Below are 15172 nucleotides of genomic sequence, written 5' to 3'. Positions count from 1 at the left end.
TGCCACTCGGTTCCCTCGTGGGCGCGTTTTACTACTTTGCAGAGCAAAGTCCCCCTAATGACATCCACCCTATTTTTCTTAATTTTGGGTGTGCCCGGAGCACTTTTGAGTGTTTGCTCTCTCAGGGTGTCAACCCCGGCTTTGCGTCGCTTAGTGAGTCTTTAACTATCTTGTCAGGATAGCTTCTGCACTGTTACTCACGTCCTTTTCCAGTGATTGGCGTTAATTGATCCGACAAACTGAACAATTCGCTCCAATGTGTAAGCCAAGATCTCCACCTCGGCAGGGACAGCCCCCCAGTATACGCGGGTACGCAGACAACCCTTGTACCGCTAAGAATAAAACTTATAGACAATCTCCCAATCCATCTTGAATCCAAAAAATTGACGGATATGGTGAAAAATTATTTTTTTGAAAGGTTTGTTTGTGGGAGGACTTGAAATACAAAAAATGAATGTTAATCTTTTTTGTATGGTGTCAGTCCTTCCACAGACCTTCTTCTCACCATACCAAGAGTCGCTCAATGCGACTCTTTTTTATTCCTATTGAAAAATAATTTCATATTTTTTTATTTTGTCAAATTATTTCTTCTGGGGCATGAATTATTGCTTGCCACATTTTTAGCCACATTGAATAGAGCGAAGTGATATTCACCCCTGAAATGAGCAATAAGCCACATTTCAATACTGCTCGCACAGTGCAGTGCTTTAATAATAATCAAAGTTTCTTTATTTTTCTTCCTGCTTTCTTGAGATCCTTTTCTGTGATCTCTGATTGTAGTTTTTTAAAACTGTTGAGTTGTTCTTCATAGTCTTGCCCTGCCTTAAAGGCTACTTCTAATTTTTCAAAGGCGAAAATCATTGGCTGGATCTTTGTGTTGTATAGTGCTTCTAACTCTTGATATTCAGTCAATCGTTCTTCTTGCTCTTTCAGCTTGATTTTTTTAGCTGTTATATCTTTATCCAGATTGTGAACCAGTCTTCTAACTTTATCGTATCTATTGATTATCTCGCTTAATTTCTTGCTAACAACATACGTATCTTTGTCCAAATGCTTCCTATTCCTTTCCCCTTTGCTTATGCCTCTACGAAAACCAAGGGGCTTAAATGCTAATGCTGCGCAGTCTTGCATTTTCACAAAGTTATGGTTGAGCGGTAGGGTCTTGCCGTTCTCGTCTTTACCTTTCTTCATTAAGTCACGCAATGGCGCTTTTTTCTTCTTAAAGTCATAGTTAAAGAAATACACATGAGCGTGTATATTTCGCTTGAATTCGCCTGTCTTTTCTTCGGTATGCCCTTCATCGAGGTGAAGCTCATAGCCTAACGGCTGGAAGCCGAAATCAGCATATATCGCTTTAATATAGCGCTGCATGCATTCGTCAAACTCTTTCTTGCTTGGCCTTCTCTCTTTGAATTGATCCTCGGAAAACACGACAACATGCTCAAACAGCACGTTCATCTTATCCTGTGGTTTTCTACCGGACACGGCTTTGTATTGCGTTATGCAGTCGTCTAGCGACTGGTAACGCATTCCATAGTTGAAGTGTGTGTATCTTTCGTGGACGTTGGGGGAGTTGGTATGTTCCCTGTAGCCATGCGCCAGTATTCCTCTGGCTTTGCTCTGCTTGTAGTATGCTGTTCTCACAGCGACAAAGTTTTTCTTTTCTTTCTGTCTCATGCTTGTCCAGTTGTTCATGATATAAATTATCATTTTTCAACTGGATCGCAAGAGCCAGATTTACTCACTAAAGCATAACAAGTTATGCAGTGAGCCAAAGAGGCTTCGCCCCTTCTGGAATCCCCAGAAAAGAAAAATCAAAATCTATTAAAGCAGTAGTCTTTGATTTTGTGGTTATAAACAATGTCAAGCAAAGCGAGACAGCAAGCGTAAATGGACACTTGTGGCCCATTTACTACTGCTTGCAACTTTAAATGTATTCCATTTAATACTGCTTGCACATTTCTCCTTTCTCTCTGCTTTAGTAAAAAAATGCAAGCAGTGAAAGCAGTGCTTTAGTAATCTTCAGGGGGCGGAAGAAATTCCTTCCAGATAGAGTAATCATTTTTCATGTGTTTTGACCAAGCTTGATCAGCAAGGACAATTGTTTCATCTTCGGCATAGTCGAAAGAAATATCTTTCCCTGCTTTTGATTTAATAATGGCAAAGTTATGAAACGGGTAGAAAGCGATGAAGTGAATGTAACGTTTCAGTGCCTCGTTGATCTGGGATCGGCTGTAGTAAGTGCTTCCTTCTTCATTTGCTTTATCAAGAATCTCCTGAAACTTCTCTTTATTGTTATGGTTTTCCCTTTCTCTTTGGGCTAGCTCTGCTTCTTTCTCTCTTACTGTTCTCTGTAGGTTGTCTGCCTTTACTTCCAGATCAGAGAGTTTTTTCTTTAATTTCGTAGATGAAAGTCCTTCTGCTATAGCGTCAACCACATTGCTTGCTTTATCTTCTGTATCATTAAGTTCCGCTTTTAGGGTCTCAACTTCTTTTTGCTTCTTGGATATCTGAATTGTAACTTCTGATTTTCTGCCTGCCAGATCTTCAATGGGTATATCCTTGAACGTATCGAAAAACTTATCTTCAATACCGCTATAGTGGATTTGCTTGTACTTGCATCCGGCTCCTATTGAAGCATTGGCACAAACAAGATTTGTCACGTCTCCGCTTTTCCCTTTCTTGCCTTTCGATACGAAACGCATCGATCCACCACATTCGCCACAAACGACAAGGCCAGTAAATAGATTTGAGAATCGCTCTCCTTTCCTTCCCTTTCTTCCGCTTCTGTTCTTTTTCACGGACTGTATGTAATCAAAATCCTCTTTTGAAATTACCGGAGGAAAGTAATTTTCAATGACTGCACCAGTTGGAGCTCTTCTCCTGACGTATTTTTGCTTTTCCTCAGAGAAAACAGTATCAGTCTGATACATTTCCAAAGCGCCATATAGCGCCCTATTCTTGAGGATTGTATTGATATATGAGAAACCCCAGTTTTTCGTATTGGTAATGGTCGGGGTTTTTGATTCGTTCAGCGCTTTCGCAAGACTTGAAAGCCCTACACCAGAAAGATACATGTCAATTATTTTTTTTATTGTCTTGACCTTTCGTTCGTTCAGCTTTAGTTCGCCCTTTCTCGATTTTTTATCTTCCCAAATTACATCAATCCAAGTTGGGGTATCGCTTGTGATGATAATTGGTGGCTTTCCGGGCTCCGCTAATCCAGATTCTGACCAGCGTTTAACCTGTTCAACCTTGTTGTCATAAGCAGCTTTGACCCTCTCACCTTTTCGAGCACTTTCCTCGTTTGCTCGGCTAAAGATGAACAGGCATTCCATAAGCTGCATAGGGTCTGCTGACTTGCCATACTCCTTGGGTTGGCCGTCAGTGAGGGTGACAATCGTGACCCCTTTCCGAGTAATGCTCAGAAACAGATCAAGGGCGTCATAGATATTGTTACGGCTGATTCTGTCCAGACTTTCACAAATCAGGATTGAGTTGGATGGAATGTCTCCATTCTCAACACCGTCCAGAAACGTCTTTAAAGCCCCCTGACGGGCATTTTTACCCTTGTAGGCACTGACACCCCGGTCGGTTAGTGTTTTGTCCAGTATGAGGCCGTTCTCAGCGATATACTGATCTACAAGGGCCTGCTGACGCCGAAGGGAGTCTCCACGAGCCTGCTCTTGGTTTGAAAATCTCTGATAGGAGTATGCGATTCTAGCCATTGCTCGATCATAGCATCTGATAGGGGTCTATTAGTATATATGATGATCATGTTCGGCATGGGCCTGTCGCTCACCTGGGAGGATTTTCAGCGGGTGCTGCGCCAGCCGGGGATTATCGGCCTGGGCCTGCTGCTGCAATACAGCCTGATGCCACTGCTGGCCTTTGCCATCGGCATCGCCCTGCAGCTTCCCCAGGAATTACTGGTGGGACTGGTGCTGGTGGGCGCCTGCCCTGGCGGCACTGCCTCCAATGTGATCGCCTATCTGGCGCGGGCGGATGTGGCCCTGTCCGTGGCGATCACCTTTGCTTCCACGCTGGTGGCGGTGGTTGCCACGCCCTTGCTGACCTGGGTGTATCTGGGGGAGCGCATCCCGGTGCCCATTGATGGCATGCTGATTTCCCTGCTGCAGATCGTACTATTGCCGGTGACCGTGGGCTGTTTTCTCAATACCCGATTTGCCCGCCAGCTGGCACCGCTACGGGATGTCTTCCCGCTGGTATCCGTGGCCGCCATTGTGGTGGTGATCGGGATTATCGTCGCCCTGAACCAGGGCCATATTGCCCAGGCCGGCATGGCCATCTTTATTGCCGTGGTGGCCCATAACGGTCTCGGTCTGGCCAGCGGCTATGGCATCGCGCGCCTGCTTCGCCTGGACAAAAAGCGCGCCCGCACCCTGGCCATCGAAGTGGGCATGCAGAATTCCGGTCTGGGTGTGGCGCTTGCAGTAAAACACTTCAGCGCCATGGCCGCCCTGCCAGGGGCCCTGTTCAGCATCTGGCACAATCTGTCCGGATCGTTGTTGGCGACGATTTGGCGGCGAAAGGCAATTAATAGTTAATAATGAATAATTAATAGCTCGCGGGTTGACGCTGCGAGTCTTTCAAACGGCAAGAGGCCGCGCCCAGAGTTTGGACGCGGCCTCTTGGTTTGGATAGCTCCGGTGCTCTTGCGCGCGTTATTAATTATTCATTATTAACTATTAATTCACGGCGCAAGCCGCTCCCGCACCCAACTCCCGTCTGCCTGCTTACGATAGCAAAAGCGATCATGCAATCGACTGGGGCGGCCATGCCAGAACTGGATTTCCGTGGGCATGATGCGGTAGCCACCCCAGTTGGCTGGTCGGGGCACGGGCGCTTCCGGGTGCTGCTGTTGCAAAGCCTCCACTTCCGCTTCCAGCCATTCCCGGCTGGCGGGCTGGCTCTGGGGGGAGATGGCGGCGCTGATCTGGCTGGCATAGGGCCGCGACGCAAAATAACTGTCGGACTCTTCTTCATCCACTTTTCGGGCTTCACCGATCACGATCAGTTGCCGATCGAAGGGCTGCCAGAACATGGTGAACGATACCTTGGGGTTGGCCGCAATCTCTTCCCCCTTGCGACTGTCGTAGTGGGTGAAAAAGGTAAAGCCACCGCCCTCGATTCCTTTCAGCAACACCACCCGGCTGGAAGGCTGGCCGTCAGCACTGACCGTGGCCAGGGTCATGGCGTTGGGCAAGGGCAGCCCGGCCTCAATGGCTTCATCCACCCAGCGCCGGGCCTGCTCCACCGGATCGGTGTGGAGGCTCTCTTCGTTCAGACCCTCGGCATGATATTCTTCGCGCACGTCTTTCATGGTTTCCCCGGCAGTGAGACTGAGCCCGGAGTATAACGCCGAGACCGTGAAGACACCGAACCGGGATCAAGAAAAGTATGCTCGACACCTCTGCAGAGAACCGCCGGCGCCACCCGCTGGATCCACACCAGCCCGTGTGGCTGTTTGGCTATGGCTCGCTGATCTACAAGGCGGATTTTCCCTTTCTGGAACGCCGCCCCGCTACCATCCGCGACTGGACGCGCCGCTTTTGGCAAGGATCCCACGACCATCGCGGCACCCCGGAAAACCCGGGCCGTGTGGTCACTCTGATACCAGCACCGGGCGCCCTCTGCACCGGGATGGCCTACCGCATCACCCCGGATGTGTTCGAGCATCTGGACCACCGGGAGAAAAATGGCTATTTGCGATTTCGCACCCCGCTGACCTTCGCCGATGGCGATCAGGCTGACGGCTTGGTCTACATCGCCACCGAGGACAATGCCGCCTTTCTCGGCCAGAGCGACGAGCTGCTGATTGCCCGTCACATTGCCACCAGCCACGGTCCCAGCGGCAGTAACCGGGACTATCTGCTGCAGCTTGCTGAAGCCCTGCGCGCCCTGGACGCTGACGATGAGCATGTCTTTACCATCGAGCAGCACCTGCTGAGCCTGTAGGCTTTGCCGTCTACCGTTGGAGCTTTGCTCGCAAAGCTGCAACGACCACCCTCACACCGTCTGCATGTACCGATCCCAATAGCCTTGCTGCGGCGCAATCTGCTCCACCACATCCACCCATAATCCGGAGGGGTCACGCAGGCCGAAGCGGCGCTGACCGAATGGCTCGTCGCTGAGCGGGTACGCCACCGGCCCCCCTCTGGACTGGAAATCCGCCAGCGCCTGGCGGGCATCCTCCACTTCGATCTCCAGACACATACCCAGTCCACTAAAGGTGTCCGGACCCGGCGGTGCCGAGGGATGATCCGGACTCATAAACGCCACCACGCTGCCCTGCTCCGCGTCTCCCAGCAGTACAAACCAGTCGCTGTCGAACAACACATCCAGACCAAAATACCGCTGCCAGAAATCCCGGCAGGCCACTTTATGCTCGGTCACCACGATGGGGTAACGGTCGCGGATCTTCATCGGATACCTCCTTGGGATAAAACAGACTATTAGTCTGTTTTGAGAAAATAAAAACAAACTGATAGTCTGTTTGTCAACCGGAAGAGGATTTCATGGCCACCAATGCCCAACGCCGTGCCCAAACCCGCGGCTGCCTGATCAATGCTGCCCGTCACCTGTTTGCCGAACAGGGCTACGCGGACACCAGCACCGAGACCATTCTGACCGGCGCCGGGGTCACCCGGGGCGCCATGTACCACCATTTCCGCAACAAGGCAGAGCTGTTCGAAGCGGTCTGCGATCTGCTCAGCCGGGAAGCCATGGTCGCCATCGAAAAGGCGGTGGCCGGGCAGCGCGGCAGCCTGGCCACGTTAAAAGCCGGCAGTCTGGCCTGGGTAGACTTCATGGCGCGGGACGATGTGCGACGCATCCTGGTGGTCGAAGCTCCCTCCGTGCTGGGCCAGGAACGCTGGCGAGCCCTGGACGAGCGCTACAGCTTCCCGCTGTTGTGTGAAGGCATCCGTGAAGCCATGGAAGAAGGCGCCCTGCAGTTTTCCGGCAGTGCCGAAGGCCTGGCCGTGCTGCTTAACGGCGCCATGAATGCGCTGGTACTGAATGATCCCCGGGCCGACAATCGGCCCAGACTGCGCCAGGATCTGCTGGCCCTGTTCGATTGCTTTCGCGGAGAGAGCCCATGAGCGCTTGCCCCTGCCAGTCCGGACTGGACTACGCACATTGCTGTCAGCCCCTTCACCAGGGCAAACCCGCCGCATCGCCAGAAGCGCTGATGCGCTCGCGGTTTTCCGCCTTTGCGCTGAAAAATACCGATTACATCGCCCAGAGCTGGCACCTGAGCCAGCGCCCCCCTGGACTGAATCTTGATGATGACCCGCAGTGGCTTGCCCTGGAAATTATCGCCAGCGGTGAAGAGGGCGATACCGGCTGGGTCCACTTTCGCGCTACCAGCAAGGATCGCCAGGGCTTGAGTGTGCTCGAGGAACGCTCCCGTTTCGTGCGCGAAAACGGCCACTGGTATTACCTGGACGGCACGCCCTCGGTAATCCCGCTAAAGCGCGGCCGAAATGACCCTTGCCCCTGCGGTAGCGGAAAAAAATTCAAGAAGTGTTGTGGGTGAGGGAAGTAGCGAAAAACGAGTCACGAGGCGCGAAAGGCAGCGTCAATTTGCTTCTCGTTTCTCGTAACTCGTCACTCGCGTTTATTCCTCTTGCCCGGGATTAGCGGGAAAAGGACAGCAAGCCATCTTCCACGGGTTCCTCCAGAAGCATGTGCTTGTCTTTGCTGTAATGGTTCATAACCTTCCAGGGATGGTGACGTCCCTGGCGCGGCAGCTTATGACTGGAGCGCTTCACATAGCCGGAAGCCAGGGCATCCATGATTGACCTGTCCGCCAATGTCAGATCGCTGTCCCCTTGCGGAGTTACCACCGCCATGCCCTCCGAATCCATATAATTGAGCAGACGGCAAATATAGGCCGACGCAATATCCGCCTTCAGGGTCCAGGAGGCATTGGTGTACCCGAAAATCCAGGCCATGTTCGGCACCCCCTCCATCAGCACCCCCTTGTAGGTCATCCGTTCACTGACATCCAGGGGAGCGCCATCGATGGAAAGCTCCATGCCCCCCAGTACCTGCAAGTTCAGACCGGTGGCGGTAACAATGATATCCGCCTCCAGTTCGCGGCCGGATTTCAGACGGATACCGTTTTCCGTAAAGGTATCAATGTGGTCGGTGACGATGTCCGCTTTGCCCTCACGCAAATCCCGGAAAAGATCCGCATCCGGCACCGCACAGAGTCGTTCGTCCCAGGGTTGATAGACAGGTTGAAAGTGGGTCATGTCGAAATCTTTTCCCACATGGCGCCGGACATTGGACAACAAAAGCTTGCGGGTAAAATCGGGATACTTTTTTGCCAGCAAATAAATCAAACGCTGCAGTTTGATATTCCGCCAGCGGGCCATGCGATACACCCAGCCAGACGGCAATACACGGTCCAACCATTCAGAAAACTTGTCATAGGCGGGCACCGAAAAAATATAGGACGGGGAGCGTTGCAGCATGGTGATATGCGCGGTCTCTTCCGCCATGGCGGGAACCAGCGTAACGGCGGTGGCGCCGCTGCCGATCACCACCACTTTCTTGTTTCGGTAATCCAGATCCTCGGGCCATTGCTGGGGATGCACACAGGTCCCCTGAAAACGCTCCATGCCGGGAAATTCCGGCAGATAACCCTGATCATAATTGTAATAACCGGTACAGCCGATCAGGAAACGGGAGCGGAATTTTTCTGTCTCTCCATGACGTTCCTGTCGCGCAGTTACCGTCCATATTTTTTTATCGGAAGACCAGTCCGCGCCGGTAATCGTCAACCCGTAATGAATATGCTGGCTGACTCCGAATTCGTCAGCCGTTTCCTTGATATAATTCCGAATGGAAGGGCCATCCGCCAGCACCTGCAACTCATTCCACGGACGAAAGCCGTAACCGAAACTGAACATGTCCGAATCGGAACGGATACCCGGATAGCGAAAAAGATCCCAGGTTCCCCCCATGGCCTGCCGGCGTTCCAGAATGGCAAACGTCTTGTCGCTGCACGCTTTCTGGAGATGACAGGCGGCGCCGATGCCGGACAATCCGGCACCAATAATCAGCACGTCATACTCTCGAGAATCGTTGGATTTATCCATATCGTCTCTCCCGAAATATTGAGCGATGCATTCGCTATCTTTCACCGGCTTGTTGGGGAAACGGCGCTGCGACCGTTTTTTCTATCCCATCGTACCTTTATGTCTTAAACAATCCTTTTATGATCTTTCTTAAAATGCAAATTATTGCCGCAAAAAATGCAGGCAGGTTGCCAAGTTAATACAAACCATGGCTTGGCCACCCGCAACATTGGGTATAGCGTAAAAGTCACAACCTGGCATGTAGGGTGGAGAGATGAAATCAGCAGAACAAACCACCGCTTTTTCTGACTGGCACGACGGCAAGCGTTACCTTTGGTTACTCAGCCCCGCCATCCCGGTGCTGGCTGTTTCGTTTCTACTCATTTACCTGTTTATCTGGGACTGGCCCGGTCTGCTATGGGGTGGTCCCTTCCTGGTGTATGGCCTGATCCCGTTTGCCGACTGGCTCATCGGTACCGACACCAACAACCCCCCGGAGTCCGCCGTCCCACAACTGGAAGACGACAAGTATTACCGCCTGATCGTCTATGCCTATATTCCCATGCAATACCTGGCCACGATTCTGGGTGCCTGGCTGGTGGCCCAGGGACAAGTCCCGTTATGGGGTCTGGTCGGTCTTGTCTTCAGTGTCGGCGCGGTGAACGGGATCGCCATCAACACTGCCCACGAGCTGGGACACAAGAAATCGAAAACCGAACGCTGGCTGGCCAAGATCACACTGGCGCCGGTGGCCTATGGTCACTTCTTTGTGGAGCACAACAAGGGCCATCACAAGAACGTGGCCACGCCAGAGGACCCGGCCAGTGCCCGCATGGGGGAATCCTTCTGGCGCTTCCTGCCGCGCACCATGATCGGCAGCGTCAAATCCGCATGGCAGATTGAAGCCCAGCGCCTGTCACGTTGCGAAGAGCCACTGTGGTCACTGAAAAATGAAAACCTGCAGGCCTGGCTGATGACGGTGGTGCTGTTCGGGCTGTTGACCCTGTGGCTGGGCTGGATCGTATTGCCTTTCCTGCTGCTGCAGGCCTTCTATGGGGCCTCTCTGCTGGAAGTGATCAACTACATGGAACACTATGGCTTGCTTCGCCAGAAGAAGGCCGATGGCCGCTATGAGCGCTGCGAACCCAGACACTCCTGGAACAGCAACCATATCGTTACCAACCTGTTTCTCTATCAGCTGCAACGCCATTCCGATCATCATGCCAACCCTACCCGGCGCTTCCAGGCCCTGCGGCATTTCGACGACAGCCCGCAGCTGCCTTCCGGTTATGCCTCCATGCTGATGCCGGCCTATATCCCCTTTGTCTGGTACCAGAAAATGGATCCGCTGGTTTATCAGCATTACAAGGGCGACCTTAGCCAGGCCAATCTGCAGCCGGACAAGCGCGAGGAACTGCTGAAAAAATGGCAGCAGCCCGCCGTGACCTATCAAAGCGCTGACTCGGAACCGGATGTGGCAGAGGGTGCCGTGGCGGCTGCCCGTCAGGCGGAACAGGATCTCGATACCCCTCACCAGTTTCAGTGCCCCAACTGCGGTTACATCTACGACGAAAGCCGTGGCGAGGAAAATGAAGGCTTTCCTCCGGGCACCCGCTGGCTGCAGATTCCCAATGACTGGCCCTGCCCGGATTGTGCGGTACGCGAGAAAGTGGATTTCGTCCTCAAGCAACACTGAGAGGGCAACCCCGGCAAGCAATATCCCCCCCTGTGCGCCGGGGGTCTTTTACACCCGGGACGCCTTTCGCATGGCGAGAGGCGTGGTCTGAAACCAGCGGCGAAAGGTACGACTGAAGTTCGATGTATCCTGGTAGCCCAGCTGCTCGGCAATGCGCTCTATGGGCAGGGTGGTTTCCGTCAATAACCAGGCGGCCTGTTCACTTCGAACATCATCCAGTAATTCCTGGTAACGGGTATCTTCCGCTTTCAGTTTGCGAATCAGGGTGCGCGTGGACATGGCAAATTTCTCCGCCATAACCTCCAGGGAAGGAAGCTCTCCCTGGCAATCCAGCAGCACCATGCTCACTTGCTGACTGAACGCGCCCCCCTTTTCCAGCTGCTTGAGCTGGTGTTCACAATCCCGAGTGGCATTGCGATGCATGGTCGGGTCTGCCGTCAGACAGGGAGATCCCAGCTGCTCCGGCGGCATTTCAACCAGAAAGTTATCCGCACCGAAAATGACCGGACAGCCCAGCAAACGCTCATAGTGCGCCGCCCAGACGGGACGCGGGAAAGGCAGCTGGACCCGGGCTTCCCGAATCCGTCCGGCGGAAACCGCATCGGTCATCTGGAAGTAAGTGCCCAGCAGGGCCCCCAGAAGAAACTCCCGGCAGTCCCCCAGATCCACGTTTTCATGCAACCATAACTGGCCCCAGCCATCATGCTCCTCGAAGCGCAGCTGGATCAGTTGCAACCGCACTCCCACAAAGCGGGCCACCACTGACAGCAGGGTGCGCATATCCGGGGCCGATACCACCGCATAACCCAGGGCGCCGTGGGCCGTCACCGGCGTATTCGCCCCGATCTTCAGCCCGATCCAGGGCTCTTCAGTCAGCTGCTGGGCCCGGCGTATCAAGCGGGACAGCTGCTCCAGACTCAGATAGCGATGCTCACTGAGCAGCTCTTGCCAGGCCAGCCGGGTACCGGAAAAAATATCCGCATCGCTGAAGCCTTCCTGCTTCAGATGGGCGCACAGCACCCGGCTGTAAGTGGGATGAATGGCCGGTTTGAGCCGATCCATTTGCTTGTCCACCATTCGCCACACTCCTGACCGTCATGATGCCCCAGCCTACCCCTAAACTGCCTGTTTAGTCTGTCACTTTATGACGATTTATTGCCACCTGACGGGGTGCCGGAGCGGCCGCGGCAGGCACACCATGGTGAAACTCGGATACCACTAACAACCAACGAGGTCATAGCATGAGCCAAGCTGGCGTCTTTATCGGCCCCTCCGGCGTCGAATACCGCGATCGCAAGCGGCATCTGTGGATTGTTTCCCTCTTTGTCCCGGGCACGGTTTTCCTGGGTCCGTTGATGGTGATGGCCACCGGCGAACCCTGGATGCTGTGGCTGCCATTGGCCTTCTATTACCTGGCCATTCCGCTGCTGGATATGCTGATTGGTGAAGATCAAAGCAACCCGCCGGAAGAGGTCGTGCCGCAACTGGAGGCCGACCCGTTCTATCGGCGCATGACCTATGCACTGGTCCCCATACTGCTGAGTGCCTATCTGTTCGGCATGTGGTTTGTTGGCACCCACTCACTGCCGCTGCATGGCATTATCGCCATGGTGCTGCTGACCGGCACCATCTGTGGCGCCGCCGGCATCAACCTGGGTCACGAACTGGGCCACAAGAAAACCCGCACCGAACGCTGGCTGGCAAAGCTGGTGCTGGCACCGTTGGGCTATGGCCATTTCCCCATCGAACACAACAAGGGCCACCACCGGGATGTGGCCACCCCGGAGGATCCGGCATCCTCACGGCTGGGGGAGTCCATCTGGAAATTCGCCCTGCGGGAGATTCCCGGCACCATGAAGCGGGCCTGGCAGCTGGAGAAAGGGCGGCTGCAGAAGGAAGGCAAGGCAGTCTGGTCACTGCACAATGAGATCCTGCAGCCCGGCCTGCTCAGCCTGATCATCTGGGGCAGCATCATCGCCCTGTTTGGCTGGAAAATGGTGCCCTTCATTGCCGCCGTGACCCTGTGGTCCTACCTGCAGCTCACCTCCGCCAACTACGTGGAGCACTATGGCCTGCTTCGCCACAAGGATGACACCGGTCGCTACGAGCGCACCCAGCCCCACCACAGCTGGAACAGCAATCACATGTTCTCCAACTGGGCGTCCTTCCACTTGCAGCGTCACTCCGATCACCATGCCCACCCGGCACGGCGCTATCAGAGCCTGCGACACTTCGAGGGTCTGCCGACACTGCCCAACGGTTACTTCGGCATGTTCCTGATCAGTTATGTGCCGCCCCTGTGGTTCAAGGTCATGGACCGGCGCATGCTGGAACACGCCGGGTATGACGCTGCCAACATCAACTTTGATCCGGCGCGCCGCGATGCGCTGATTCGCAAGTACCAGATCAAACCCTCGTCTTAGTAAAACCGGGTATGGCATTTGCCCCATCCTCCTTGGTGGGGCTTTTTTTTTGCCGCGATCATTCGCGGTTTTGCAAAACCGAGGGGGCACTGAGCTGTTTCCCGGTTATGTTTACCCCTATCAATCCCTTAGGATAGGTCCATCATTGGACAGTCGTTCCGATTTCGCTTTGCGTTCATTGCCAAGGAGTTCCCATGAGTGATGCACAGTTTGACGTGGTGGTGTTCGGCGCCACCAGTTTTGTCGGCCAGATTCTCTGCCAGTACCTCACTGACACTTACGGGGTGGATGGGGATCTGAAATGGGCCGCGGCGGGCCGCTCCAAAGACAAACTGGAGCAGGTGAAAGCCCAACTGGGCCAGGCCGGCAGCGCGCTGCCCTTGCTCACCGCCGATGCCAACGATGCCGCCAGCCTGGATACTCTCTGCGCCCAGACCCGGGTGGTGATCTCCACCGTAGGACCCTATGCGTTGTATGGCGAACCCATGATCCGCGCCTGCGTGTCCAGCGGCACCGATTACTGCGACCTGACCGGCGAAGTGCAGTGGATCGCCGCCATGCTGGAAAAATATGAAGACCAGGCCAAACAGAGTGGCGCGCGCATCGTGCATTGCTGTGGCTTTGATTCCATTCCCTCGGACATGGGCACCTACTTCCTGCAGCAGCAGGCCCGGGCCCGCTTCAAGGCCCCCGCCACCCGGGTGAAAATGCGCGTCAAAGTGGCCAAGGGTGGCGTGTCCGGCGGCACCGTAGCGAGCATGATGAACATTGCCGAAGAGGCCGGCAAAGACCCGGCTCTGCGCAAGAAGCTGGCCAACCCCTACCTGCTGTGCCCGCCCAATCATGGCTTCAGCGCCCGTCAGGACAGCATCAGCATGCCGCGCAAGGATGACGACTTCGGCGCCTGGGCAGCACCGTTCGTAATGGATGCCATCAACAGCCGCATCGTGCATCGCTCCAACGCGCTTAACGGCAACGCCTACGGGGACAACTTCACCTATAACGAAGCCATGCTGGCCGGCCCGGGCATGGGCGGGCGCATGAAAGCCCTGGGGATCGGCACTGGCACCGGCCTGTTCTTTGCTGCCGCCGCCATCAAACCCACTCGCTGGCTGCTCAACAAATTCGTGGTGCCGCAACCCGGCGAAGGCCCCAGCCCGGAAGCCCAGAAAGCGGGGTTCTACGACATCCGTTTCTTCGGGGTGACCGACAACAACGACAGCATCCGCGTCAAAGTCACCGGCGATGCGGACCCGGGCTACGGCTCCACCGCCAAGCTGCTGGGGCAAGCCGCCGTCTGTCTGGCCCAGGATGTGCCCGCCGATGCGCCCGGGGGGTTCTGGACCACATCGTCCCTGCTCGGTGATTCACTGCTGAAACGCCTGCAGGAAAAAGCCGGCATGACCTTCACCGTGATCGACTGATACCGGCACGTCTCTACTTCCCGGGAACCATAAAAAAGCGGGCCGCTGGCCCGCTTTTTTTGTGTGCTGGAACCGCTAGCGGGAATTACATCCCCAGGCGCGGACCATACATTGCTGACCTCCCCGGCTACGGCAATACTGCAAGGCGGTATTCTGCGCCTGCCCACCATTGGACGCGGTACCCCAACCATAGGCCGTGCTACCCCGCGCCTGGTCCGCGGCGTAGGCCGCACAGCCGGACGAAAAGGTCTGTACCACCCGGCAACCATAACCGCATTCACTCAAGGCACGACTCTGCGCTTCCGACAGGGTGCCGTAGTCATAGCTGAAGCCGTATTGATCTCCCTGATTGCTATCGATCGCCAGGGCACCGTTCGCTCCGGCGACGGATGCCATTGCCAGGGATAGCAGCAAAACCAGACTCTGAATGTTCATGATGTCCCTCTCCTTGGTGTTCTCATTGTGTGAGATCCGTGAATCAGCTTAGGCGCTCGCTGCAACGGGCACATCCCCTATATG

At 54.5% G+C, this 15172-nt stretch carries 14 protein-coding genes; 7 read left to right on the top strand and 7 right to left on the bottom strand.

Annotated elements, in window-relative coordinates; all coding sequences use genetic code 11:
• Window positions 1-717 precede the first annotated feature (717 nt).
• Both A0251_RS03695 and A0251_RS03690 read right to left on the bottom strand, forming a co-directional pair.
• Window positions 718-1677, bottom strand: a complete 960-nt coding sequence (locus A0251_RS03695; protein WP_156478230.1) for a hypothetical protein — start codon at window positions 1675-1677, stop codon at window positions 718-720.
• A 335-nt stretch (window positions 1678-2012) separates the two neighbouring features.
• Window positions 2013-3728: a recombinase family protein gene (locus tag A0251_RS03690; protein WP_062815455.1), complete on the bottom strand. Its 1716-nt coding sequence runs from the start codon at window positions 3726-3728 to the stop codon at window positions 2013-2015.
• Window positions 3729-3767: 39 nt separating this feature from the next.
• Between A0251_RS03690 and A0251_RS03685 the strand changes: the two genes are divergently transcribed.
• Window positions 3768-4568: a bile acid:sodium symporter family protein gene (locus A0251_RS03685; RefSeq protein ID WP_082810738.1), complete on the top strand. Its 801-nt coding sequence runs from the start codon at window positions 3768-3770 to the stop codon at window positions 4566-4568.
• A 146-nt stretch (window positions 4569-4714) separates the two neighbouring features.
• Here the strand turns inward: A0251_RS03685 and pdxH are convergent, their stop codons facing one another.
• On the bottom strand, window positions 4715-5344 hold the full coding sequence (gene pdxH, locus A0251_RS03680) for a pyridoxamine 5'-phosphate oxidase (RefSeq protein WP_062815453.1): 630 nt from the start codon (window positions 5342-5344) through the stop codon (window positions 4715-4717).
• Between the two features lie 77 nt (window positions 5345-5421).
• Between pdxH and A0251_RS03675 the strand changes: the two genes are divergently transcribed.
• A complete protein-coding gene (locus A0251_RS03675) occupies window positions 5422-5979 on the top strand; it encodes a gamma-glutamylcyclotransferase (protein WP_062815452.1) in 558 nt (185 codons plus the stop codon).
• A 51-nt stretch (window positions 5980-6030) separates the two neighbouring features.
• On the opposite strand, the gene A0251_RS03670 is transcribed toward A0251_RS03675, so the two are convergent.
• Window positions 6031-6447 carry a VOC family protein gene (locus A0251_RS03670; RefSeq protein ID WP_062815451.1) on the bottom strand — a complete coding sequence of 139 codons (417 nt, stop codon included), beginning with the start codon at window positions 6445-6447 and terminating at the stop codon, window positions 6031-6033.
• Between the two features lie 92 nt (window positions 6448-6539).
• Between A0251_RS03670 and A0251_RS03665 the strand changes: the two genes are divergently transcribed.
• Window positions 6540-7124: a TetR/AcrR family transcriptional regulator gene (locus tag A0251_RS03665; RefSeq protein WP_062815450.1), complete on the top strand. Its 585-nt coding sequence runs from the start codon at window positions 6540-6542 to the stop codon at window positions 7122-7124.
• The gene (locus A0251_RS03660) at window positions 7121-7561 is read left to right on the top strand and encodes a YchJ family protein (protein ID WP_062815449.1); all 441 of its coding nucleotides are present in this window, start codon (window positions 7121-7123) and stop codon (window positions 7559-7561) included. The genes A0251_RS03665 and A0251_RS03660 overlap by 4 nt, the downstream gene beginning before the upstream one ends.
• Before the next feature lie 100 nt (window positions 7562-7661).
• Here the strand turns inward: A0251_RS03660 and A0251_RS03655 are convergent, their stop codons facing one another.
• Window positions 7662-9131: an NAD(P)/FAD-dependent oxidoreductase gene (locus A0251_RS03655; protein WP_062815448.1), complete on the bottom strand. Its 1470-nt coding sequence runs from the start codon at window positions 9129-9131 to the stop codon at window positions 7662-7664.
• A gap of 253 nt (window positions 9132-9384) precedes the next feature.
• On the opposite strand from A0251_RS03655, the gene A0251_RS17580 reads away from it, so the two are divergent.
• Entirely contained in the window at window positions 9385-10806 is a 1422-nt protein-coding gene (locus A0251_RS17580) for a fatty acid desaturase (RefSeq protein ID WP_062815447.1), read from the top strand.
• Window positions 10807-10854: 48 nt separating this feature from the next.
• Here the strand turns inward: A0251_RS17580 and A0251_RS03645 are convergent, their stop codons facing one another.
• Entirely contained in the window at window positions 10855-11883 is a 1029-nt protein-coding gene (locus A0251_RS03645) for an AraC family transcriptional regulator (protein ID WP_062815446.1), read from the bottom strand.
• Window positions 11884-12047: 164 nt separating this feature from the next.
• On the opposite strand from A0251_RS03645, the gene A0251_RS03640 reads away from it, so the two are divergent.
• Together A0251_RS03640 and A0251_RS03635 are read left to right on the top strand one after the other, a co-directional pair.
• On the top strand, window positions 12048-13229 hold the full coding sequence (locus A0251_RS03640; protein WP_062815445.1) for an alkane 1-monooxygenase: 1182 nt from the start codon (window positions 12048-12050) through the stop codon (window positions 13227-13229).
• A 194-nt stretch (window positions 13230-13423) separates the two neighbouring features.
• Window positions 13424-14653, top strand: a complete 1230-nt coding sequence (locus tag A0251_RS03635; protein WP_062815444.1) for a trans-acting enoyl reductase family protein — start codon at window positions 13424-13426, stop codon at window positions 14651-14653.
• 75 nt (window positions 14654-14728) lie between these two features.
• Here A0251_RS03635 and A0251_RS03630 read toward each other — a convergent pair whose 3' ends face one another.
• Complete coding sequence (locus A0251_RS03630; RefSeq protein ID WP_062815443.1) at window positions 14729-15088, bottom strand: DUF4189 domain-containing protein; 360 nt, start codon at window positions 15086-15088, stop codon at window positions 14729-14731.
• Window positions 15089-15172 lie beyond the last annotated feature (84 nt).

Origin of the sequence: Alcanivorax sp. NBRC 102024, assembly GCF_001602235.1 — a bacterium.
Taxonomy (GTDB): domain Bacteria; phylum Pseudomonadota; class Gammaproteobacteria; order Pseudomonadales; family Alcanivoracaceae; genus Alcanivorax.
This window is presented reverse-complemented; position numbering and strand designations above follow the sequence as displayed.

Coding starts and splice junctions, on each gene's coding strand:
- A0251_RS03630 (WP_062815443.1), bottom strand. CDS start 15,088: ATGAACATTCAGAGTCTGGTTTTGCTGCTATCCCTGGCAATGGCATCC.
- A0251_RS03660 (WP_062815449.1), top strand. CDS start 7,121: ATGAGCGCTTGCCCCTGCCAGTCCGGACTGGACTACGCACATTGCTGT.
- A0251_RS03640 (WP_062815445.1), top strand. CDS start 12,048: ATGAGCCAAGCTGGCGTCTTTATCGGCCCCTCCGGCGTCGAATACCGC.
- pdxH (WP_062815453.1), bottom strand. CDS start 5,344: ATGAAAGACGTGCGCGAAGAATATCATGCCGAGGGTCTGAACGAAGAG.
- A0251_RS03655 (WP_062815448.1), bottom strand. CDS start 9,131: ATGGATAAATCCAACGATTCTCGAGAGTATGACGTGCTGATTATTGGT.
- A0251_RS03665 (WP_062815450.1), top strand. CDS start 6,540: ATGGCCACCAATGCCCAACGCCGTGCCCAAACCCGCGGCTGCCTGATC.
- A0251_RS03635 (WP_062815444.1), top strand. CDS start 13,424: ATGAGTGATGCACAGTTTGACGTGGTGGTGTTCGGCGCCACCAGTTTT.
- A0251_RS03645 (WP_062815446.1), bottom strand. CDS start 11,883: ATGGTGGACAAGCAAATGGATCGGCTCAAACCGGCCATTCATCCCACT.
- A0251_RS17580 (WP_062815447.1), top strand. CDS start 9,385: ATGAAATCAGCAGAACAAACCACCGCTTTTTCTGACTGGCACGACGGC.
- A0251_RS03695 (WP_156478230.1), bottom strand. CDS start 1,677: ATGAGACAGAAAGAAAAGAAAAACTTTGTCGCTGTGAGAACAGCATAC.
- A0251_RS03690 (WP_062815455.1), bottom strand. CDS start 3,728: ATGGCTAGAATCGCATACTCCTATCAGAGATTTTCAAACCAAGAGCAG.
- A0251_RS03670 (WP_062815451.1), bottom strand. CDS start 6,447: ATGAAGATCCGCGACCGTTACCCCATCGTGGTGACCGAGCATAAAGTG.
- A0251_RS03685 (WP_082810738.1), top strand. CDS start 3,768: ATGATGATCATGTTCGGCATGGGCCTGTCGCTCACCTGGGAGGATTTT.
- A0251_RS03675 (WP_062815452.1), top strand. CDS start 5,422: ATGCTCGACACCTCTGCAGAGAACCGCCGGCGCCACCCGCTGGATCCA.